General features: G+C 73.9%; 11 protein-coding genes. 9 read left to right on the top strand and 2 right to left on the bottom strand.

All coding sequences use genetic code 11. The annotated features are described in order from the left end of the window. Positions 1 to 5: 5 nt before the first annotated feature. Positions 6 to 821 (bottom strand): hypothetical protein, encoded by an 816-nt coding sequence (locus PPSIR1_RS10020; RefSeq protein ID WP_006970918.1) that lies wholly within the window; start codon positions 819 to 821, stop codon positions 6 to 8. Positions 822 to 987: 166 nt separating this feature from the next. On the opposite strand from PPSIR1_RS10020, the gene PPSIR1_RS10015 reads away from it, so the two are divergent. The 7 genes from PPSIR1_RS10015 (at position 988) to PPSIR1_RS09985 (ending at position 12,848) form a co-directional block, all read left to right on the top strand. Continuing rightward, entirely contained in the window at positions 988 to 4,788 is a 3,801-nt protein-coding gene (locus tag PPSIR1_RS10015) for a serine/threonine-protein kinase (RefSeq protein ID WP_006970917.1), read from the top strand. Between the two features lie 124 nt (positions 4,789 to 4,912). Continuing rightward, on the top strand, positions 4,913 to 5,845 hold the full coding sequence (locus PPSIR1_RS42330) for an FHA domain-containing protein (protein WP_006970916.1): 933 nt from the start codon (positions 4,913 to 4,915) through the stop codon (positions 5,843 to 5,845). A 21-nt stretch (positions 5,846 to 5,866) separates the two neighbouring features. Continuing rightward, complete coding sequence (locus PPSIR1_RS10005) at positions 5,867 to 7,033, top strand: polyprenyl synthetase family protein (protein WP_006970915.1); 1,167 nt, start codon at positions 5,867 to 5,869, stop codon at positions 7,031 to 7,033. Then, entirely contained in the window at positions 7,030 to 7,617 is a 588-nt protein-coding gene (locus tag PPSIR1_RS10000) for a hypothetical protein (protein ID WP_006970914.1), read from the top strand. The genes PPSIR1_RS10005 and PPSIR1_RS10000 overlap by 4 nt, the downstream gene beginning before the upstream one ends. Before the next feature lie 5 nt (positions 7,618 to 7,622). Beyond that, a complete protein-coding gene (locus tag PPSIR1_RS09995) occupies positions 7,623 to 7,940 on the top strand; it encodes a hypothetical protein (protein ID WP_157595391.1) in 318 nt (105 codons plus the stop codon). After that, positions 7,937 to 9,472 (top strand): hypothetical protein, encoded by a 1,536-nt coding sequence (locus PPSIR1_RS09990; RefSeq protein ID WP_006970912.1) that lies wholly within the window; start codon positions 7,937 to 7,939, stop codon positions 9,470 to 9,472. The genes PPSIR1_RS09995 and PPSIR1_RS09990 overlap by 4 nt, the downstream gene beginning before the upstream one ends. Then, positions 9,459 to 12,848, top strand: a complete 3,390-nt coding sequence (locus tag PPSIR1_RS09985) for an NAD(P)-binding protein (RefSeq protein ID WP_006970911.1) — start codon at positions 9,459 to 9,461, stop codon at positions 12,846 to 12,848. Before PPSIR1_RS09990 ends, PPSIR1_RS09985 begins: the two co-directional genes overlap by 14 nt. A 10-nt stretch (positions 12,849 to 12,858) precedes the next feature. Here PPSIR1_RS09985 and PPSIR1_RS09980 read toward each other — a convergent pair whose 3' ends face one another. After that, entirely contained in the window at positions 12,859 to 13,656 is a 798-nt protein-coding gene (locus PPSIR1_RS09980; RefSeq protein WP_006970910.1) for an SDR family NAD(P)-dependent oxidoreductase, read from the bottom strand. Between the two features lie 37 nt (positions 13,657 to 13,693). Between PPSIR1_RS09980 and PPSIR1_RS09975 the strand changes: the two genes are divergently transcribed. Beyond that, on the top strand, positions 13,694 to 15,082 hold the full coding sequence (locus PPSIR1_RS09975; RefSeq protein WP_045115746.1) for a Gfo/Idh/MocA family protein: 1,389 nt from the start codon (positions 13,694 to 13,696) through the stop codon (positions 15,080 to 15,082). A gap of 16 nt (positions 15,083 to 15,098) precedes the next feature. Beyond that, positions 15,099 to 17,558 carry a hypothetical protein gene (locus PPSIR1_RS09970; RefSeq protein WP_006970908.1) on the top strand — a complete coding sequence of 820 codons (2,460 nt, stop codon included), beginning with the start codon at positions 15,099 to 15,101 and terminating at the stop codon, positions 17,556 to 17,558. Positions 17,559 to 17,593 lie beyond the last annotated feature (35 nt).

Below are 17,593 nucleotides of genomic sequence, written 5' to 3'. Positions count from 1 at the left end.
AGCGCTCAGGGCGTGACCTTCAAAGTCGCGCGCGCCACCTCGTGGTCGAGGTGGTGCAGGGTGATCGTGTACTCCCCCGGAGCGTCGGCGAGCTCGAGGCCGACGCGACGGTCGTCGACGGAGGCGCCCGGCGGGAGCGCTGCCCAGCGTCCGTCGCGGAGCCCGTTGCCGAAGGCCATGCCCAGGACCATGGAGTCCTCGCCGTCGAGCTTCCACTGGAGCCCGTAGGCGCTGGCGTCGAGGGTCGCGTCCCCGTCGTTGGTCACCCGGTAGCGGATGCTCAGCTCGTCGCGCTGGGCCATCGACACGACCGCCGGCTCGAGCTCGATGGCCCAGCTGACGCGCGGGTCGGGCTCGAACTCGATGCTCAGCTCGGCGCACTCGCGGGTCAAGGCGTCGAGCAGCCCGGCTTCCTCCGGGGCCAGGCTGAAGGCGCAGACGACTCGGTGGGGGGCGGCCGCGCCGACGGCGTGCTCGTGGTGGCCAGAGCGCGCGGGCTCGCGGACCGCTCCGGGCTCGAGGGTGAGCGTGAGGGCGCTGCCGGCAGGGCTCTCGAGCTGGGCGCGGGCGCCCGCGTAGCGCTCGGTCCACGGGGCGCCCGGGACCTTCAGGCCTGCGCCGACGGTGAGCTCGCCGAGGCGCAGGTCGTAGCGGTTGGGGCCGCGCCACTGGAGCGCAGGGGCGGGGGCGTCGGGCTCTGCGATCGTGCTCGGGGTCGCGGTGTCGGGCGTCGCGGGGGCGGGGCTGTCCCGCTCGCCGCACCCCGTGCAGGCGAGCGCCGCGAGGACGAAGGCCGAGGACAGCGCGCGCGGTCGGAGCATCGCGGAAGCTTAGCGCGCCTGGGCTCGAGCGCTCGCGCGGGCCCAGCTCGCTGGGGACGTCGTCACTCGCTCCCTCGATGCTCCGGTCAACCGCCAGTGAGCGGACCCCTGGTGGCGAACGGGATCCCCGGCCACAAGCCGTCCGCAGAGTGTGCAAGCATCCCCCGTGGGCTCCCCTCCCCACACCTTCCCCGCGACCGAGCGCTACGAGTACGTCCGCACCCTCGGGCAGGGCGGCATGGGCATGGTGTTCGAGGTCCTCGACCGCGAGTACGGCCACCACGTCGCGCTCAAGACCGTGCTCGCCCACAGCTCGGCCTCGGCGGAGCTGCTCGCCCGCGAGTTCCGGGCCCGCCGGGTCACCCACCCCAACCTGATCCGCCCCCTCGACCTGTTCATCGAGGGCGATCAGATGTTCTTCACCATGGAGCTGCTCGAGGCCGCCGACCTGGCGCGGTGGACCTGGTCGGGGGACCCGGTGGACGTGCTCAGCACCCTCGGCATGGGCGAGACCATCCCCGATCCGCGCCAGGCCAAGGCCGGCGCCGGAGCGAGCCAGGCGGCGGCGGGGCAGTGGCGGGGGACGGCGCTGTCCTCCGAGCGCATCCGCGGCCTCGCGGACATCTGCTGCGACCTGGTCTCGGCCCTCGACGCCCTCCACCAAGCGGGGCTGGTCCACCGCGACGTCAAGCCCTCGAACATCCTGGTCACGGCGCAGGGCCGCCCGGTGCTCGCGGACTTTGGCCTGGCGGCGAGCTACCGGCGCCTGCCGGGGCAGCCGGCGCCCATGGCCAACGTCGCGGGCACGCCGGGCTACATCGCGCCGGAGCTGTTCGCTGGGGTGCTCGGGCCGCCCGGTGACTTCTACGCCCTCGGGGCGACCCTGGTCCACGCGATGACCGGGGCGCCGCCGCCGACGGACGTGGACCTGCAGGCCTGGCTGGCGCCGCGCTGCCCCGTCGCGGCGCTCGTCGAGCTGATCGTCGAGCTCCTCGACCCCAACCCGGCGGGGCGGCCCGACGCCGAGGCGAGCTTCGCCCGGCTCGCGGCCATCGCTGGCGATCCGCATCGACGCTTTCGCCGGGCGTCCGGGCAGTTCAGCCACGGGCGCGGGGCCTCCATGGAGGAGCCCTTCGTGGGCCGGGCGGACGAGCTCGGGGTCCTCGACGGGGCGGCCCGGGACGCGGCGGCGGGCAGCGGGGCGGCGGTGGTCGAGGTCCGGGGCCCCTCGGGCATCGGCAAGACGGCCCTGGTCAACGCCTGGCTCGAAGGCCTGGCGGATCGAGACGGGCGGCGCTTGTTGGTGCTGCGCGGGGACTGCCACCTCCACGAGCGCATGGCCTTCGGCGGCTTCGACAACGCCATCTCGGACCTGCGCGATCACCTGGTCGACGAGGACGAGCTGCGCCTGCGCCACGAGGGCGGGCTGGCCAGCGTGGGCGAGCTGTTCGTGCAGCTGCGCGCGCTGGGCTGGGCGGACGAACTCGAAGAGGGCGGCGAGGCCCCGCTGGACGACAAGGCCCGGCGCATCGCCGCGTTCACGGCCCTCGGGGCGGTGCTGGCCGAGGTCGCGGCCCAGCGTCGGTTGATCGTGTGGATCGACGACGTGCAGTGGCTCGACGGCGACAGCGACAGCTTGCTCGAGCAGCTCCTGGGCCCGGGGGTGGTCCCGGGGGCGCTGTTCGTGCTGACCTCGCGCGGGGAGGCCTCCGGCGAAGCGGAGCCGGCCTGGCGCGCGAGCGCGGCCCCGCGCCGGGTCATCGAGCTCGGCCCCTTCAGCGAACGCGAGACCGCGGCCTTGGCCGCGCGCCACGGCGTCGAGCTGGACGAGGTCCATCGCCTCACCGGCGGCCTGCCGGTGTTCGTCCGCATGCTCGCGCGGGGCGGCGAGGTGGCCGGAGAGCTCGGGGTGCCAGCGGCCCAGGCCGATCCGCTCTCGGCGTTGATCCGGCGGTCCATCGCCGAGCTCGACGGGCCCAGCCAGCGCCTCCTCGACGTGCTGGTGATCGGCACCGGGCCCATGGCGCGGCGCGTCGCCACGGGCGCGGCCCAGACCCCCTCGGCGGGGGTGGCTCTGCGCGCCCTCGAGGACCTGGGCCTGATCCGCTACGCCCAGGCCGACGCGAGCGAGCGCCTGGCGGTGTTCCACGATCGCATCCGAGCGGCGCGCCTCGAGCAGCTCGGGGTCGACGCGCGCCGCGAGCTGCACGGGCGCCTGGCCGACAGCTACGCCGACGCCTCGCCCCACGCCGTCGAGCTCCTCGCCCACCACAGTCGCCACGCCGGTCGCCGCGAGGCGGCCCTGGGCTACACCCTGGCCGCGGCCGAGCGGGCCGAGGGGGCGCTGGCCTTTGCGACCGCGGGCGACTACTGGGCGCAGGCCCTCGAGCTCGGCGACGCGGCGGCGCACGACGAGCGCGCGGGCTGGGCCGAGAAGCTCGGCGACGCGCGGGTCAACGAGGGGCGCAGCGAGGCGGCGGCGCAGGCCTACGAGCGGGCGGCGGCGCTGATCCTCGAGGGGCTGGGCGAGGCTCCGGCCGAGGACAGCGAGGCGGCCCAGGCCCTCGCCCGCCTGCGCAGCCAGGCGACCCGCGAGTACCTGCACTGCGGGCGCGTCCGCGACGGCCACCGCCTCCTCGACGAGCTGCTCTCGGACCACGGCCTGGGCCTGCCCACGGCGCTGTCCCGGGCGATGGCGCGGACCTTGTGGACGCGCACCCGGCTGATGCTGCGCGGCGCGCCCCTGGCCACGGAGTCGGCGCAGCTGAGCCCCCGCGCCCGGGCGCGCCTCGACATCCTGTGGGCCGGGAGCACGGGCCTGGCCCACCTCAACTTCGCCCTCGCCGACTTCTTGCTGGTCCGCCACGTCGACGCGGCGCTGGCTTGCGGGGCGAGCCACGACGCTTTCCGGGGCCTGTGCGTCGAGGCCACGGCCGAGGCGACGATCGGCGGGCCGCTGTTTGGTCCCCGGGCCGACCGCCTGCTCGCGGCCGCGGGCGACTGGCTCGAGCGCGCCCAGGCCTCGGACTACGAGCGCGGCTGGTACGCGGTCTCGAAGGCCACCCGGGAGTACTTTCGCTGCGACTGGCCGCGCCTGGTCGAGCACGCCGAGCGGGCCGACGCGCACTTCGAGCGCCACCGGGTCCTGCGCGGCTCGGGGGTCAGCTGGGAGCGCTCGGTCAACGACCTCTACTGGCTCTCGGCCCTCGCGCTGATGGGCGAGGTCGAGGCCCTGGGCGAGCGCCACGAGCAGGCCTACGCCGAGGCCCGGGAGCGCGGCGACGCCCTGGCCATGCACAACTGCCGCAGCGGGCACCCCTCGCTGCTGTGGCTGTACCGCGGCCAGCCCGAGCAGGCTCGGCGGGAGCTCGCGCTGGCCCTCGAGCCTCAGCGGTGGTGCTCCGCCGAGGCCCTCGGTCAGCCCTGGCCCGAGGGGGTGTTCAGCACCCCCGACCTGCACAACCTCCTGGCTCAGTCCCAGCTCGCCCTCTACGAGGGCGGGCGCGCCCGCGAGGCCTACGTGAAGCTCCACGAGGCCTGGCCCCACGTCGGCCGGGCGATGCTCCTGTCCATGCGCTTTCTCGGCCTCGAGCTGCGCTACCTCGCGGCCCGGGTCAAGCTGGCCGCGGCGGCGGAGCTGCGCCGGGAGGGGCCGCCGACGGGGATCCCAGATTGGCCGAAGGGGCTCGAAGCGCGCGCCCTCGAGCGGGCCGCTCGGGCCGACCTGCGCAAGCTGGCGCGGAGCCGGGAGCCCTGCGCGCTGCCCTTCGCCCGGAGCGTCGAGGCAGCCCTGCCGGGAACCAAGGCCGCGCGCCGGAGTGTCTCGTTGGCTGACGCGGTCGAGGGCTTCGGGGCTCTTCGCATGGGCAAGCACGCCGACGCGGCGCGGTGGTGGCGGGGTGAACGGGTCCCCAGCATGGACGAGCGGCTGGCCCGAGCCCTGGTCCCCGAGCCCGCCTCGGGTTGAGCTGCTCGGGGGCGCAGGTGTGTCCTGCCGTGGAATCGACGCGTTTTTCCGGGTTTCGGGCCCGCGTTTGCGTGGCGTTAGGTGATCGATGCCCCAGGCGCGGAAACGCGATATCGTCGAGCCCATGGGCGTGGACTTGGGCCTGGGCGACGTGCTCGAGCGGGCGGCGGGCGGGCAGTGCTTGCTGTGTACGGCGCCCCGCGCCGGCGGCCTGCTGTGCCGCGACTGCGTGCCGCGCCCGGTCGCCGGGGCCTTCGCCGCGCAGGTGCGCTCGGTCGCGCCGAGCGTGGGCGAGGGCCGCAAGCACGCGATCTTGTTCGACGCCTTCGGCCAGACCCACCACTTCGTGCTCGACCCCGACGGCGAGACCCCGGCGATCATCGGGCGGGAGGCTCGCTGCGACCTGGCGATCGTCGACCGCAGCGTGTCCCGGGCCCACGCCGCGATCATCTATCGGCGCGAGGACGGCGGCTGGTACCTCCAAGATCGGGGCAGCCGCAACGGGACCTCCGTCGACGGCGTCGCCCTGGGCTCGGCGCCCCAGCGCATCCGCCACGGCGCGCGCGTGGCCGTGGCCAACTTTGGGTTTCGCTTCTTGCCGACCACCGACCTGCGCGCCGAGCAGTTCGCGGCCCTGCTCCGGGCCTGCCGCTCGGCCCAGCTCAGCACCGTGTCGCAGTTCCAGGCCCGGTCCATCGCCTTCGCGCCCACGGACGAGTCCGGCGGCTTCGTGACCATCGAGCGCCAGACCCCCTCGGGCCGCCAGCGCACGCCGATCTCCCTGAGCGCCCTCGACTTTTGCCTGCTCCACGTCCTCGCCAGCCGCTACGTCGAGATGGACAACTTCGAGGACGAGGCCCGGGGCTGGGTGTCCTCGGCCGAGCTGCTCCGCGAGCGCCTGCCCTTTGGCTCGAAGAGCCCCACGTCCAACAACCTGCGCGGGGCCATCAAGCGGATCCGCGACAAGTTCCGCAAGCACGGCGTCGAGGGCATCATCGAGTCGCGCCAGAACGTGGGCTACCGGCTGATGCCGCGCTTTGACTCGATCACGCTCTGAGGGCGATCGATGGGGGCTCGGGTGAACGAGAGGGGCGGGGAGATGGCGGCGGTGGTCCGCTACTGCGCCGGGGTGCGGGACGAAGTGCTCGAGCACATCGAGGCGGCGATCGGCGCCCAGCCGGCCCTCGAGGACCTGCGCGCGCCCTTGCTGGACTATCCGCTGCGGGCGGCCAAGGGGCTGCGCCCGGCGCTGTGCGTGGCCGCGGCGAGGGCCCTGGGCGCCTCGCGCAGCGCCGCGCTGCCCTCGGCCGCGGCCCTCGAGCTGCTGCACAACGCCTTTTTGATCCACGACGACGTCGAGGACGAGTCCCTCGCGCGGCGCGGGGAGCCGACCCTCCAGCGGCGCTACGGCCAGGCCACGGCCATGAACATGGGCGACGCGATGCTGGCCTTGGCCCTGGGCCCGCTCCTCGACAACACCGGGGTCATCGGCCTGGGCCCGGCCCTCGAGGTCCTGGATCTGGTCCGCGAGACCGTGGTCGTGACGGCGGCGGGGCAGGCCCGGGAGCTCGAGTGGATCCGCCAGGGTCGCTGGGACTTTGGCTCGGACTACGCCGCGGCCTACGAGGCGCTCGTGGTCGCCAAGACGGCGCACTACAGCTTCATCACGCCGGTGGTCGTGGGGGCGACCATCGCCGAGGTGCGGGGGGACGCGCGGGCGCAGCTGGCCGCCTACGCGCGCCACGTCGGCGTGGCCTTTCAGATCACCGACGACCTGCTCAACCTCCGCGCGGCGGGGGAGCCGGGGGCCTACGGCAAGGAGAGCGCCGGCGACCTGTGGGAGGGCAAGCGGACCTTGATCTTGCTTCATGCGCTGCACGCGGCCGGAGCGGCCGAGCGAGACGAGGCGCTGGCCATCCTCGCCCGTCCGCGCCCCGATCCTGCTGCGTTGGCGCGGGCCGAGCTCATCGCCGAGCTGCACGCGGCGGGGCACCTCGACGCGGTCGCGCGGGCGCGCTTGCTGGGCGAGGGCGGAGACACCCGCTTCAAGACCGAGGCCGAGGTCGCGGCGCTCATGGCCGTCATCGAGGCCCGCGGGGGCCTCGAGTTCGCGGCCGAGGTGGCGCGGGCTCACGGCGAGCAGGCCCTCGCGCTGCTCGGGGCGCTCGAGCCCTGGCTCGAGGCCGGCGAGGGCCGGGACCTGCTGGCTGCGCTGCCGCGCTACGTGATCGAGAGGGCCCGGTGACCCGGGACGAGCGCGACGCGAAGGCGCGGGCGATCGCCGAGCAGCTCCTGGGCGGGCGCTCGAGTCCGGGCAGGCCGACTCCGAAGCGGGACCGCCCGCCGATTCACCGCAGCGAGCTCGAGCGAGTCCGCGAGCGGGTCAACGCCATGGCGCCGGCGATCGACGCGGCGCGCTCGGCCGCGGACACCCGGGCCCAGGCGAGCCCCGACGTCGCCGAGCAGCGCCCGGACCCGAGCGAGCCGCTCACCGCCCTCGTGCTCGAGCTCCACCGCGCGCTCTTGGCCCACCCGCGCGCCGCTCGGGGCCTGTTCGCCTCGCTCGTCGCCGAGGGCCGCGACTACGCCGAGCGCTCGGAGGAGGGCGCGCAGCTGCACGCCGAGCTCCTGCGCGCGCCGAGGGTCGCCGACGCGAGCCGCCTGCTCCGGGCGCTCGCCCAGGGCATGCTCGACGACGAGGCCCCGGGGGAGCTGCCCTCGAGCTACGTCGACAACTTGATGCGCATCGTCGACGCCGGCCAGGTCGAGGCCGCGGGGGCCGAGCTGTTCGCGGGCCTGTGGGGGCCCAAGCAGGGGGACGAGGGGTGAGCGTCATGGAGCGCGGGCGGGGCCACGCCGACGCGGGCGGCCGGGCGCAGGCCGACCTCGACGGCTGGGCGGCGCTGTGGCTGGGGCTGCACCGACGGCTGACCCGTCACCGCGAGCTCGTCGAGGCCCTGGCGCGCGAGGGGGCCGTCGAGTCCGAGGATCCTCGCCCGCCGTCCGCAGACCAGCGCCGCGTGGCCGAGGCGCTCTTGGGCCTGGTCAGCCTGTCGCGCACCGTCGCCGCGCAGATCGAGCGCTCGCGGGTCGACGCGGCCGAGCCCGAGGCGAGCGAGGACGAGGCGCTCGAGGAGCTGAGCCTGCGATGAGCCTGGCCCGCGCGGTGCTCGGAGAGGACGGCTGGCGATGCCCTCGCCCGCGCCGCGCCCCCGTGCGCGAGTGGCAGCACTTCATCGTGTTCGCCCCGGGCCTCGAGCTGCTGGTCAACTTCAGCCTGTCGCGGGCGCCCGAGGCCAGCGACCGAGCCCGGGTCATCGTCATGGCGCGCTGCGAGGGGCGCTGGTTCGGCCTCGTCGACGGCGCGGACCCGGGCGTCACCGGGGTCTCGAGGGACGGCAAGCGCTTTCGGGCGGCCGGCGGAACCCTCGAGCTCGTCGACGGCCACTACCGCGTCGCGGTCCACCAGCCGCGGCGCGGGGTCGAGCTCGAGCTGCGCGTGGTCCCCGAGGCCATGGCCCTCGTCGCGCCCAACCAGCCCATCGGCGACCGCCGTCGGCTCAGCTGGCTGATCGCCCCGCGAGCCCTCGCCACCGGCACGGTCCGCCTCGGCGACGCGCGCTTCGAGCTCGCCGGGGCGCCGACCTACCACGACCACAACTGGGGCGAGTTCGCCTGGGGCGACGACTTTTGCTGGGAGTGGGGCGTGGCCCTGCCCGACGCGCCCGAGCGCGACGAGGCCGTGGTGTTCAGCAGCCTGCAGTCCCGGGCGCGGGGGCGGACCACGGTCGAGCAGCTGTTTTGGTGGCAGGGGGGACGCAACGCCCTGGCCGCGAGCGGCGCGGAGCTCGAGGTCTGCCTTCGCGGTCCGTCGCGGGCCGAGGCGAGCTTCCGGCTCCCCGCGGTCGCGGGCCTCCTGCGCCGGCGCCACGACGCGGACTTGCCCGGCGAGGTCGAGCTGCGCGCGCGTCGACGGGGCACGACCCTGGCCCTCGATCTGCGCGTCGAGGACGTCGCCGAGCTGGTCATCCCCAACGATCGCCAGCCGACTGGGCTCGTCACCATCCACGAGTGCGTGGGGCCGGTGGATTTTGTCTGCACGAACGCCGCGGGCGAGACCCAGCGATGGACCGGCCGCGGTGTGTTCGAGTTCGTGCGCGTGAGCCCGGGGCCGCGCTCGCGCGTGAGCCCGGGGCCGCGCTCGCGCCCGTGCGCGCAGACGGGGCCCCTCGAGCCTCCGACCTTGCGCGCGTGGGTGGAGCTGGCCCTGGAGCTGCTCGAGCGCACGAGCCCGTCGCTGGCCTCGGCCCTCGCCGAGTCACTGACGGCAGCCCTGGGTGACGACGCCCTCGAGCTGCGCGTGGGTGAGGAGCGGCTGCACCTGGCCGTCGTCGACGGCCAGACTCGATGCGTCGCCGAGCGCCCCGCCCCCGTCGGCCTGCGCACGAGCCACGCGACGGTCCTCGAGCTGCTCGACGGCGCCCTCGGCCTCGAGGCGGCCCTGCGCCGCGGCAGCCTCGAGCTGCGCGCGGGCGTGGCCAGCCTCGGCGCCATCGGGCGCGCCGCCCAAGTCTTCATCCACGGCCTCATGCGCAGCGGCAGGGGCCCCGAACTCGCCCGCGCGCTGCGTGAGCTGCCGAGCGCCCGAACCCCTCTCGCTGGAGAACTCCATGCCCACCATTGAAAACACCTGCTCCACCACCCCCATAGTCACGATCATCGGCGGCGGCATCACGGGCCTCAGCGCCGCCCACGAGTTCATCGAGCGCGGCTTCCGTGTCCGCGTGCTCGAGCGCGAGAGCAACTCGCCCATGGACGTCGCGCGCGAGACCGACGGCGACATGGTGGCCGCGAGCACGGCGGAGATCGTCGACGTCGGCGGCATCGCGCGGACCCAGTGGGCCGTCTTGCCCCACGAGATGGACACCTGCATCGGGCTGTCGGGACACAGCCGGCCCATCGACATCATTGACGACGACAGCCCGACGGGGGAGCCCGCGTCGCCCGGCGGCGGCAAGAAGAAGTCGAGCAAGAAGAAGGCGGCGAAGCGGAGGCCTGTCAGCAAGGCGGGAGCGGCCGAGAAGGGGGCGGCCTTCACTCGGCCCGAGCTCGCGCGCAAGCTGGCGCGGCGGCGGGGTCAGGCGGCCAAGAGCTTGATCGGGCGGGTGAGGACCACGAAGCGGGGCTCGTCGACGGCGCGGGAGCCCCTCACGCCGGCTGCGCAGGCGGGGGGCCACGAGGCCGCCACCGTTCCGGTCAAGCCGCTCGGAGAGCTGCCCAAGGTCGTCAACGAGGACCCCAAGGGGAGCTTCGAGGGGCACCTCCCCGGGACGCCGGGCAAGCAGCCGGGAGGCAGCCTCGACCAGGGCGGCAAGCAGCCCGGGGGCAACCCCTTCGGAGGCGACAATAATAACGACAGCAATGACAACGAGGACCAGGGAGGCAAGCCGCCCGGAGGATCGACGCCGGCGGGGACCCCCGACCCGAGCCCCTCGGGCGCGCCGCCCATTCGCCTGCTGCAATCGCTCACCCGCCCGCTGACCTTCGCGGAGCTGGCGAAGGAGTCGACCCTGACCCTCATGATCAGCGGCAAGGACGGGAAGCCCAAGCTGGATCCGGCGCTGCCCAAGAAGCTCGCGCGCTGGCTCAAAGAGGACGGGCGCTTCGATCGACTGCGGCGCAAGCAGTCGTGGCTGCAGGTGGTCCACATCGTCCAGCCCGGAGTCTCCGAGTCGCAGACCCACGAGCTCACCGCGCTGCACCAAAAACTGCTCACCCACGCGACGGAGCAAGAGGCCTTCCCCGGCCTCGACCTGGGCGTGTGGCTGCCCCCGGCGACCGTCGAGTTCGACCCCGAGCTGTTCCCCGAGTCCTTCCCCGGCTTCGGCAAGGCGATCTTCCTGAGCGTCACCCGCGAGGTCGAGGGCGGGCAGCTCGTCGCGGGCGAGCACGGCTACCGCTTCTTCGCCGGCTTCTATCGCCACCTGCGCGAGACCATGAAGCGCACGCCCATCTACGAGGCCGAGCGCGGCGAGTTCGGCGTGCGCACGGCCCTCGACAACCTGCGCGAGATCAAGTGGCAGGCCATCGGCGATCCCCAGCGGGCCTTCCCCACGGCCTTCCCCCGCGTGCCCGTGCGCAGCATGGCCGAGGCCCGCGAGGTGTACCTGCGCGTGCGTCGGGACCTGGGCTACCGCCCCTCGGACATCCTGCGCTTCATGCTTCGCCTGGTCCGCTACATGACCTCGTCGAGCGAGCGCCGCGAGGCCTGCTACGAGCAGCTGAGCTGGTGGGACTTCCTGTCCCTGGTCGACCTGCGCTCCGTGCCGAGCTCCGAGCCCGTCGACCCGAGCGCCGCGCGCTTGGCCTACGGGGCGCGCTTCGCCGAGGCCCTCAAGCACTCGCCCCAGGCCCTCGTGGCCATGAAGGCCGAGATCGCCGACGCGCGCACCCAGGGCAACGTCAGCGTGCAGCTGATGATGGACAACATCGGCATGCACGAGATGACGGACTCGACGCTGACGGGGCCGACCAGCGAGGCGTGGTTCAGGCACTGGCGCCAGTACCTCGAGGTCCAGGGGGTCGAGTTCCACGTGTGCAACGTGGCCCCGCTGCAGCGCGACAGCTCGGGACGCATCGCGCCGCCGCAGCCCACGGGCGCGGATCCCTGGCCGGCGGGCGAGCGCCACTACGTGCTCATCGCCACCGACCTGATCGCGGCGGCGGCCTTGACCCAGAACCTGCCGGAGGTGGGCGCCCTCGAAGGCTTCCAGGACTACGCCTACCCCAAGGCCGATCCAGGGAGCTCCGCGGCGGCCCGGGACCCGGAGTTTCACAGCCTCGACCTGGCCAGCCAAGTCGGCCTCGAGCGGCGCTACCAGACGCTCACGGGCCTGCAGCTGTTCTACCCCGCGCGCATCGCCTTCGCCGACGCCCACGTCTACTTCGCCGAGTCTCCGTGGGGGCTCTCGGCCGTGTCGCAGTACCAGTACTGGCGCGCCTACGCCCCGCTCGAGGGCGAGGTCAAGTCGCGCTTTCTGGGCAACTTCAGCATCGACATCGGGGCCTGGGAGCCCGGCAGCATGGTGCTGCCCGACGGCACCGTCGCGTTCAGCTCGCCCTCGGCGATGACCGCCATCGACATCGCCGAGGCCTCGCAGACCCAGATCCGCCTGTGCCTGGGTCAGGTCGGGCGCTACTCGGCGCCCTACGCCATGGCCGCGCACGTCGACGACTACATCGAGCTCGGCCTCGACCAAAAGCCGCTGCGCAACCGCTACCCCTACCTCATCAACCTCATCGACGACTGGGCGGCTCGGCCCGCGGGCGAGCCGTGGTCGACCCTCGATCGCAGCCAGCGCTCGCGGGTGCCGGGGCGGGGGAGCTACTCCAAGGGCACGCAGGTCTGGCAGCACGAGGACGACGGCTACCTCGTCCACTTCGACAACCTCGTGCTCGCGGGGACCTACATGCGCACCTTCACCCGCCTGGGCACGATGGAGTCGGCGAACGAGTCGGCGCGCCACGCCGTCAACGCGATCCTCGATCACCTGTGCCGGGATCTGGCGATCGGCCCGGAGCCCGAGCCCAGCGAGGGGGAGGGCTGCGACCCGAGCTGGCCCCCCGCGCCGCCGTGGACGGAGTTCTCGACCTCCGAGCCGGCCTTCATGTTCACGCCCTTTGGCGACTACTGCACGACCTGGGACCTCGAGCAGCACGAGGTCCCCGACCTCGACTTCGCCAAGCTCATCGATCGCCACCTGTTCGAGGCGAGCCTGCACCAGGTCGAGTGCCCCCCGGATCCGATGTACGTCGACGACGCGCCGACGCCGAACCCCACCTCGGACCCGAGCGCCCCGGACTTCCCCCACATCTTCGACCTGCTCGGCCTCGACGCCATCCCGGACTACATCGAGACCGACACCGACGCCCTCAAGGTCCTCGACGCCCTGGCGACCTGCGTGCCCAACTTCCTCGACCCGGCGGTCCTGGACCTGGGCCAGATCGGCAGCTCGATCCACGCCCTGAAGACGAAGCTCGCGGGCCTCATCCCGATGTGATGCATGGGCCTCAGCGCGGCCCGAGCTGGTCCATGAGCGCGACCTGAAGCCACCGCGGCAGCCGCCCGAGCACGCTCGCGGCGGCGCGGTTGCCCCGGCCGACGATCACGCTCGGGACCTGTCCGAGCGCCGCGAGGGCTTCGCGGGCGACGGCCTCGGGCTGCATCACCGGCGCCGCGCCTGCGTCCTCGCCCACGGTCGCGGCGAAGCCTGGGGTCTGGGTCGCCCCGGCCACGCACGCGAGCACGTCGACGCCCCGGGCCCGGAGCTCGCCGTAGAGGCTCTCGGCGAAGCTGCGGTCGAAGGCCTTGGTGCCGGCGTAGGCGGCCAGGCGCGGGCTGCCCTGCAAGCCGGCGAGGGAGCCCATCCAGATCACCCCGCCGCGGCCGCGGGCGGCCATGGCTTTGCCGAGGGCGTGGGTCAGGATCATCGGCGCGCGGGCGTTGACGTCGAGGGCTTTCAGGGCGTCGTCGAGGTCGCGGTCGAGGAAGTCGCCCACGGGGGAGTAGGCGGCGTTGTAGACGAGCAGACCGATCTCGCGTTCGCTCAGGGTCGCGAGCATGCGCTCGCGCACGGCTTTGTCGCCGAGCTCGGCGAGGTCACAGGGGGTCGGCTGAACCTCGACGTCCCAGCGCGCGCGCAGCTCGGTCGCGGCGGCCTCGAGGGGACCGGGCCGACGGGCGAGGAGGACGAGGTTCAAGCCGCGCTCGGCGAGGGCGTGGGCGAAGGCCAGGCCGATGCCCTCGCTCGCGCCGGCGACGAGGGCCCAGGGTCCGTAGCGGTCGGCGAAGCTCGGCGGCGCGGGCATGCCGGTCGGGTGTACCAGTTCGTTTATCCTCCGGGCCATGAGTCGGGACCCGCGTGAGCCGAAGTCCACCGGGGCGCCCTCGCGGCGCGCCTTCCTGCGCGCGTCCGTGGGCGCGAGCGCGGGCGCTGCAGCGGCCTGTGTCTCATCTGGAGCGCCCCCAGAGCCCGTCGAAGCGCCTGCGGCCCAGCGCCAGAACGTGCTCGGGCTGAAGGTCGACCCCATCCCCCGGCCCAAGGTCGCGGTGATCGGCACGGGCGCCCGGGGCCAGGTGCTCGTCCGCCTCCTCGCCCGCCTCGAGGTCGACATCGTCGCGCTGTGTGACGTCGACGCCCAGGCCCTCGCCGCGGGCACGAAGCTCGTGACCGACGCGGGCCGGCCCGCCCCCCAGGGCTTCGGCGAGGGCGGGGACGAGGACTACCTGCGCATGCTCGACGCCCTGCTCACCGCCGACGGCGTCGGCGTGGACCTGGCGATCATCGCCACGCCCTGGCGCTGGCACGTGCCCCAGGCCCTCGCGGCCATGGAGCGGGGCGTTCACGTGGGCGTGGAGGTGCCCGTGGCCTACACCCTCGAAGACTGCTGGCGCATCGTCGACGCGGCCGAGCGTGAGCGCGTGCACTGCATGATGCTCGAGAACGTCTGCTACGGCCGCGAGGAGATGATGGCCCTGAACCTGTGCCGCGCGGGGCTGCTCGGCGAGCTGACCCACGGCGAGGGGGCCTACATCCACAACCTCTCGGCGCAGCTGGGCTCGGGGGTGAGCGAGGGGCTGTGGCGGCCGGCCCATCACCTCGCGCGCAACGGCAACCTCTACCCCACCCACGGCCTCGGGCCGATCGCGCAGTACATGGGCGTGCACGCGGGCGACCGCCTGGCGACCCTGGTCTCGATGTCGAGCCCCGCGCGCGGGCGCCGGGCCCACGCCGAGCGGGCGCTGGGCGCCGACGCCCCCGAGGCCAAGCTCGACTTCATCTGCGGCGACATCAATACGAGCGTCCTCCAGACCGCGCTCGGCCGGACCATCGTCGTCCAGCACGACACGACCACGCCCCGACCCTATACGCGGCTCAACCACATCCAGGGGACGCGGGGCACGCTGCGCGGTTTTCCCGGGCGCATCCACGTGGTCGACCGCAGCCCCGAGCACGCCTGGGAGCCCCTCGACGCCTATCAAGACGAGTTCGACCACCCCGTGTGGAAGCGCCTGGGCCCGGAGGCGCTGGGCCAGGCCAACACCCACGGCGGCATGGACTTCGTCATGCTCGCCCGCCTCGTCGAGTGCCTGGTCGCGGGCGAGGCCCTCGACATGAGCGTCTACGACGGGGTCGCGTGGAGCTGCGTGAGTCCCCTGAGTGAGCAGTCCGTGGCCCACGGCGGGGCGCCGGTGGCCGTTCCCGACTTCACCCGCGGTGCCTGGCGGGGGTAGAGTCCGGCGCTGAGCCATGACTGACGCACCGCAAGACGCAGACGCGCGCGCGCAGGCCGAGGCGCCCGCCTCGACCGGGACCTCGCTCGGCGCCTGGGTGGTCACGGGTCTGGTCTTGCTGATCGCCGTCGTGGTGCTGTTGCCGGGGCTCGGCGCCGCTGGGCTGTGGAGCGAGGGCGAGATCGCCGTGCTCGATCGCAGCCTGGCCGCCCTCGGCGAGCCGCGCTCGGACATGGTCCGCAGCCCGTGGCTCCCAGACCAGCTGCGCACCTGGAGCTTCGCGGCGCTGGGCCGCTCGGACCTCGGCCTGCGCCTCCCGGGCGCCCTCGCGGGCCTGGGCCTGGTCGGCCTGAGCGTGCTCGCCGGTCGACGCCTGGGCTGGTCGCCGGTCTGGGCCGGGGTCGCCGGGCTGTTCGCCCTCGCCACGCCCTTGTTGTTGTCGGGGGCGCGGACCGTGCTCGGCAACCCCACCGGCGAGCTGTGGTCGAGCGCGGCCGTGCTGGCCTGCCTGGCCGCGGTGCGTGGCGAGGAGCTCTCGGGGGCGCGGCGCTGGATCGTGCTGGCCCTCGGCGTGGCCTGCCTCGGAGCCTCGATCGCCTCCCTCGGCATCGCGCTGGGCGGCGCGCTGCCCCTGGTCGTGATCGGCCTCGGTTGCTCGGCCGTGGTCCGCGGCGAAGGCGGAGACGCAGACGCCTCAGAGCGCTCGCCCCTCGATCAGGGCCTGCGCGCGGCCGTGTGGGTGGGCGCGGTGGCCTGCGCCGGCGTCGGCATCCGCCTGGTGGTTGGCCAGGGCGAGGGCTACATCCCCCTGCTCGCCGCGGCCAAGGACCTCGAGCTCGTCGAGGATCCCACCCGCCGGGTGTTCTCCGCCGGCCTCGAAGACTTTGGCTACGGCCTGTTCCCCTTCACCGGCCTCGTCGTCGCCGGCCTGTTCGCCCCGGGCAAGGCCCGCGTCGCCGCGCTGTGGCTGGGCGCGGCCGTGGTGGCGATCAGCGTGTGGTCGCTGATCTACGGGGAGACGCCCGCGCCCGTGGTCGTGCCCGCGGCGCTGCTGGCCACGGCCGCGCTCCGGCGCCTCGTCGACGCCGAGGCCTCCCTCGGCGGGCGCCGGTTGATCTTGACGCTGGCCGTGCTGGGCGCGCTGATCCTCGCCAAGGACGCCGGCCGCACCCCGGCCCAGGTCGCCTCGCCGCTGTTCTTCCTGGGCGAGGGCCGCTTCCCCGGCGCGCACCTGGGCCTCGACGAGACCCTGCCGAGCCTGGCGATGCGCTTCGCTGCGCTGCTGATCCTGGCCTACGCCCTGTCCCCCGCAGGCCGCGGGCGGGAGGCCCTGAGCTCCGCGCTGCCGACCGACCCCGAGCGCCGCTCGATCTGGGAGCGCCTCGCCGCTCGCGTCGAAGAATTCATGGCGGGGGTCCGCGAGCGCGCCCGGGCCCGCGGCGTCGCGGCGCTGGGCGGCGACGAGCAGGCCTTCGCCCAGCGCCAGCAGACCCTGGCCACGGCCGTCGTCGCCCTCGCCCTGACCGCTGAGGCCTTCGCCTTTGGCCGGGGCGTGCTCGACGAGCTCGGGGGCCAGCTGTCGGTCGCCGGCCCCCTCGCCAGCTGGTCGCGCAGCGTCGAGGCCGGGGCCGACTCGCGCCTGGCCATGTACCGGATCCGCAACCCCGGCGTGGCCCGCTACGGCCCCGGGCCGGCGAGCGAGCTGTTCTTGAGCAGCCGCGCCGAGCTCGACATCTACCTCTCCGGCCTCGAGCCGGGCATGGACCAGACCGTCGATCTGGTCGGCAAGGCGGGCGAGGTCGCCGAGGTCTCGCGCGAGGCCTGGCGCAGCGCGCTGATCCGCCGCACGGACCTGCCCTCGGCCTACGCCGGCGCGCGCCTGCGCGGGCACCCCTTCCACGTCCTCGACGCCAGCCACCACGACTACGTGCTCGTCGCCAACTTCCTGCCCGAGGGCGCCGAGGACCAAAACCCGCTGTTCGAGGTCCTCCACCAGACCGAGGCCGAGATCGAGGCTGTGCGCGCCGAGGTCGACAACCAGACCAAGGTCGCGTGGAGCCCCTACGTGGAGCTGGTCGCGTGGGAGGTCGGCGGCGACCTGCACCGCGGCGGGACCATGGTCCTCGATCTGGTGTTCGAGGTGCAGCGCCCCTTGCCCGCCGGCACCAAGCTCTACGCCCGCCTGCAAAAGGGCAAGTCGAGCCGCGTCGGCGCCATGCCGCGGGAGCTCACCGGCGGGACCATGCCGCCCAACTATTGGCGCAAGGGCGACCTCATCCACCACCACGAGGAGCTCGAGATTCCCTGGCTCGAGGTCCTGCCCGGGACCCACGAGCTCATCGTCGGCCTGCGCCGCTCGGAGAAGAAGAACCTCGGGATCTCGACGCCCGAGGGGGACACCGGCGAGTTCGGCGTGATGATCAAGGGGAAAAAGCGGGAGTTTGCGGTCATCGGGACCGTCGAGCTCGACTGGTAGGTCTGTGCTGGAGGTCGCAGGCAAGTTTCACGAGG

This window comes from Plesiocystis pacifica SIR-1, assembly GCF_000170895.1.
Lineage (GTDB): Bacteria > Myxococcota_A > Polyangia > Nannocystales > Nannocystaceae > Plesiocystis > Plesiocystis pacifica.
This window is presented reverse-complemented; position numbering and strand designations above follow the sequence as displayed.